This is a genomic window from Vibrio sp. V31_P5A7T61 (assembly GCF_009904895.1).
Taxonomy (GTDB): domain Bacteria; phylum Pseudomonadota; class Gammaproteobacteria; order Enterobacterales; family Vibrionaceae; genus Vibrio; species Vibrio metschnikovii.
Genome location: NZ_WXWI01000005.1, coordinates 1 through 4,897 on the forward strand (window position 1 = coordinate 1; position 4,897 = coordinate 4,897).

5 protein-coding genes are annotated in these 4,897 nt (G+C 40.1%); 2 read left to right on the forward strand and 3 right to left on the reverse strand.

All coding sequences use genetic code 11. From position 1 onward, the window contains the following. Positions 1-90: 90 nt before the first annotated feature. Positions 91-1,050, forward strand: coding sequence for an IS30 family transposase (locus CAG58_RS00260; protein ID WP_161425269.1), 960 nt, complete (start codon positions 91-93; stop codon positions 1,048-1,050). A gap of 22 nt (positions 1,051-1,072) precedes the next feature. Here the strand turns inward: CAG58_RS00260 and CAG58_RS00265 are convergent, their stop codons facing one another. Beyond that, the gene (locus CAG58_RS00265; RefSeq protein WP_161429820.1) at positions 1,073-1,966 is read right to left on the reverse strand and encodes a hypothetical protein; all 894 of its coding nucleotides are present in this window, start codon (positions 1,964-1,966) and stop codon (positions 1,073-1,075) included. Between the two features lie 247 nt (positions 1,967-2,213). Here CAG58_RS00265 and CAG58_RS00270 point away from each other — a divergent pair, with 247 nt between their 5' ends. Further along, positions 2,214-2,882 (forward strand): class I SAM-dependent methyltransferase, encoded by a 669-nt coding sequence (locus tag CAG58_RS00270; protein WP_161429821.1) that lies wholly within the window; start codon positions 2,214-2,216, stop codon positions 2,880-2,882. Between the two features lie 125 nt (positions 2,883-3,007). Here the strand turns inward: CAG58_RS00270 and CAG58_RS00280 are convergent, their stop codons facing one another. Both CAG58_RS00280 and CAG58_RS00285 read right to left on the reverse strand, forming a co-directional pair. After that, positions 3,008-3,934: an Abi family protein gene (locus CAG58_RS00280; protein ID WP_161429822.1), complete on the reverse strand. Its 927-nt coding sequence runs from the start codon at positions 3,932-3,934 to the stop codon at positions 3,008-3,010. A gap of 308 nt (positions 3,935-4,242) precedes the next feature. Further along, the gene (locus tag CAG58_RS00285; RefSeq protein ID WP_161429824.1) at positions 4,243-4,707 is read right to left on the reverse strand and encodes an ASCH domain-containing protein; all 465 of its coding nucleotides are present in this window, start codon (positions 4,705-4,707) and stop codon (positions 4,243-4,245) included. Positions 4,708-4,897: the final 190 nt, after the last annotated feature.

Here is a 4,897-nt window from a genome sequence, read left to right on the forward strand (position 1 = left end):
CTTGGATTCATATACTAAGTGCAACGCTTATAAATAAAACAGTGAGCTGTCATAATCCCTATTTTTCCTCCCGCCAAGAAGTGAAAAATTATGACTTATAAACAGCTCACCGAAGGTGACAGATATACTATCGCTGCCTATAAAAAGCAAGGTCTTAGCTTGGCTGAGATCGCTCGGCTGACCGGACGCCATAAGAGTACCATTTCTCGAGAAATTGCTCGTAATCGCTGTGCTTACGACGGAGCCTACCGCGCTTTCAAAGCCGACCAACGCACTCGGACAAGACGCAGCAAATCCAGGCGTAATAAGCGCATCACTCAGCAACAATATGATCAAGTTATGCACTTTATCAAAAAAGATTGGAGCCCTGCTCAAGTAGTCGGAAGAATGAAACGCTATAAACAGCCGACCATTAGCCATGAGTCTATTTACCAGTACATCTGGCGAGATAAAGCCAATGGGGGCGAACTTTGGAAACACCTACGGCAATCAACCAAGAAACGGCGCAAGCGGTATGCTGCCTACGATAGTCGCGGAAGGCTCGCCAATAAACGACATATCTCTGAACGCCCTAAAAGTGTCGAAACACGTAAAACGCGTGGACATTGGGAGATTGATACGGTCATGGGAAAAGGCTCTAAACACTGCATCGTGACACTCGTTGAGCGCATGACCGGTTACACCCTGATTGGGCAAATGGACGACCGAACAACCGCATCACTTAACCGGAGGACCATTCATCTTATGAATCGATTTGATGGTCTGTTTACCACCATTACCGCCGATAATGGCACTGAGTTTAACCAATATGAGCTTATTGAAGCGGCCACAGATACTCGATTTTATTTTGCTAACCCACACCACTCTTGGGAGCGAGGAACCAATGAAAATACCAACGGACTTATCCGACAATATCTCCCCAAAGGCACCTCGATGGCGACTCTCACTCAAGCAAAGTGCAACGCAATTGCGAACAAACTTAACAACAGACCCAGAGCTCGTCTGGGCTTTAAAACACCGGAGGAATGTTTTGTTGGATATTATCGCTGATCGTTGCACTTCAAACTTGATACTAAGTGATGTTTACTGTGATCTTAAGTTCTGAAAACGGCCTTTTTCCGTCGTTTGCTCCTGTAATTAAATCTATACTACAGGCACTCAACAACTCATTGATGAATTTGAGCCTTTTAGCTTTAACATACGAAAGCTCGTTATTAGACATAATTTTGTAGAATTGGTAAAAAATTTCTTCGTCCATATGTATAGGGCTAGGCATACAATTAGGTCTATAAACAGCATCTAGAATTGCCCAGACTCTAAGAATAAAACAAGTAACGAAGATAAAATCATCTTTTAGAGTTTTATCTGCTACAGAGTTATGCGCAACTTGCTTGTTTCTAAAATTGAGTAACCTTTTTAATCTTGGATCTCGTTTCTTTCCACTAACTTCAAACTGACTGTCAATAAATTCAATTTCTTCTAATGTAACTAGGTTTGAGGCTTGAATTTTTTGTTTGCTTTCCAACCAAATATTATAAAGAGAAAAATCTTCTGGTTTATGATTGAACAATTTCGCAATTTCACTACTTAGTAAGAATGTTAAGCTTACATCAACTAAGTTTCGGAAATAGTTATCAGAGGCTAAAAAATGGTCTGTGGTCAAACTGGTGATAGCTTCCCACAGTGACATTGGCTCAATAATTTGCTGGATGATTTTCTGAATGCCTCGAGGATATAGACCTTGAATGTAATTGGGATCTTCTAGTATTTTCTTGTAACTATCTATTTGTTGATGAAACACTTCAGCATATTCAGGCGACGATATACAGCACTCTTCGAGTTCTTCAATCCCACTTTTATATAGTTCTTGGCTTCCAGTTCCATACATCAAGATCTCAATTGTACTGTCATTTTTGACTATATTTTTGAAATTCAATCTCGAACAATTTTCTTTCAATTTCAACATAACTTCTCCAAATCACTTAACGCCGCGTTAAGGGGTGAGCAACGCAACTACAAACTCACCGCATTGCACTAAAAACTAATAAAATCAAAGCATAACGAAAATGCCACGCGTTGCGAATCCCTCTTGAACGCTTTGTTAAATGCCTTGCACTAAACTCAAATTGCTTTAACCTTTATCACACTTTTTGTTTCGTCATCTATGGATTATTAGTATTTGGCTTAGCTTTACTACCTAACCAAGAACCATTATGACAACTACACTTCGTATTCGTTACCAAACTATTGTCATTGGAAACAATGATATACATCTATGCACTTTACGTGATAAACAACAGTTTAGCGACCCTAAAAACACGGCACAAAACTTAGGCATCTCTTCTGCTTCATGGCCAATTTTCGGAGTGGTTTGGCCATCCAGCTTAGTTCTAGCACACCATGTTCTTAACTTAGATACCAATAACAAACGAATTCTTGAAGTCGGTTGTGGCATTGGATTATCAAGCCTACTTCTGAATGAGCAAATGGCAAACATCACCGCCACGGATTATCATCCTGAAGTTGAAACATTCCTAGACAGAAACACTCAACTGAATAATCGGAAAAAAATTGCTTTCGAACGTGTCGATTGGGCAGATGTGAGCAGTCAACTCGGCCTTTTTGATTTAATCATTGGTAGCGACCTTTTATATGAAGACCAACACATCTCATTGTTGGCTCAGTTCATTCAAACTCATGCTAATCAGACATGCGATATTATTATTGTTGATCCAGACCGAGGTCGGAAAAATAAACTTAGCTCGAAAATGAGTGAATATGGATTTACGAGTGATCACATAAGACCAAACAATACCGATTATTTAGAGCAAAAATTTAAAGGTCACATACTCAGATTTTCGCGTACATCTGAAAGCATTTAACGCCCTGTTAAGGTGTGAGCAACGCAATACCGAAGCTACCGCATACCACCTTAACCACAAGACGCAACGCATAGCAAAAATGCCAAGCGTTGCGAATCACTCTTAAACAGATTGTTATGAGGCTGTCATTCGAAAATTTTAAGTTGAGGTTCTTTAACCTCTATCACTTGACCAGACTTAATTTTGAGTACGCTCATGTCTGAGGATAAATTTCGTTTTAACTGACGCCATGAGCGCACAGTCTTAACTCGTTCTTTGCCTTGGTAATATTTCAACGCTTCAGGCTTGCAGACGTTTTTTGCATGCTCAAACCAACCTTGTTGCTGAATGTAGAGCAGCTTATCTTGGGATATCCAACCAATTAAGCTTTCTATGATTTCTATCTTTCTATTCAGATACACAAACACATCTTCTTCTGTGTGGACACTGCTATGTTTCCAAGCAGGCTCATTATGAGAAAGGCGGTTTCTGAATAAACGAATGCTTTTAACAAGATCTTGTATGTGGTTTAAAGTTGAAAGCGAACCACTCAAAGGCCAAGTTTGAAACACTGTACCCAATGATTGTGGCCAAAAGTATCTATTGTCAGCTCCAGAACCATCGTAAAACTCAGTATCTAAGGCGTATTCCCACGTTGAAAAATCAGTCTTAGCGATTACTTGCCCAACTGTCGGTGTTCCACCAATACCTTTACGCTGTAGTTCTTCGTAGGCTTTATCATGAGCTTTTTTGAAATTATTCTTCAAATTATACACAGCATGGGGTTCCCTAGCTCGCGGTTGCCCCTGCTCTCTAGGAGCAAAACTACTGTATGTTGGCCTCCGATACCAATGACCTACATATCGATCTGACAAAGCGTTATGAATTGCGTTACGTAGCGTAACTTCTACAATCTGATTAAGTGGAGCAAAACAAGCAACTACCGCTTTATTCCACTCGTACGCACCATATAGTTCTTCATCACTTTGATGCTCAAAAACTTCTCTATAGCTTCTTAATCGAGGCTCACTAATCAGATGTTCTATGCTAGAATGATTGTCAAATCTTGCCACTGCGTTAACTCATTTTTGTTGTTTGTTTTATTATACATATTGACACTCATCTAGTTAACACGTATCTTTACTTCATAGCCGGATTGGGACTCCTCTGAACTTATTAGTTAATGGCCCTTTTTGAGCTAAGGTATACGACCCTCGGACATATGAGCCGGGGGTTTTTGCTATCTGAAGCCTCATAACGCCGCGTTAAGGGGTGAGCAACGCAACGACAAACTCACCGCATCACACTAAAAACTAATAAAATCAACGCATAACGAAAATGCCACGCGTTGCGAATCCCTCTTTAACGCCTTGTTATGTTTTTAGTGATACACGACCTTAAAGTGTTCTAAAACCAATAACATATCCTCACTTGGCTCTATACCTAAATCTTCACATTCACGTGAGAAAAATTTCCAATGAGCATTACGCCACCACTCTAGCGATTTGTCGCCCTCACCCTCACTTGCCGCAAACTCTTCCGTCACTTCGTTGAATCGACAACTTGAGACCGATGTTATCTCAATGATACAAATTGGCTCACCATTCCAGTTTGTGACCACTTGAAGGTGGCCAACTATAGGTAATACTTCGCTTTCGTGGCTATACCAATATTCCATGCTGCATGATGCACGTTTCTCGCCACGTAGAATTAAATCTGCACATAGATTTGCGTTATACTCATCTGCGCAAAAGTAATCCGAACTAAATGATGTATATTTTTCAGACACTTCACTAGGTAAAGTTCGAAGGTACTGCTGTAAAAATAACTGACTCTTTTCTTCCATGATTCTCTGAACCTGATTAAAAACATAACGCCCGCTTAAGGGGCTGACAACGCTACTACCAAGTTTCCGCATAACACCGTAACCACAAAAATCAACGCATAATAAAAATGCCACGCGTTGGAAGTCCCTCTTGAAGCGTTTGTTATGCTTTATTACCTATTGATTACATTGAACTTTTACAATGTTCATT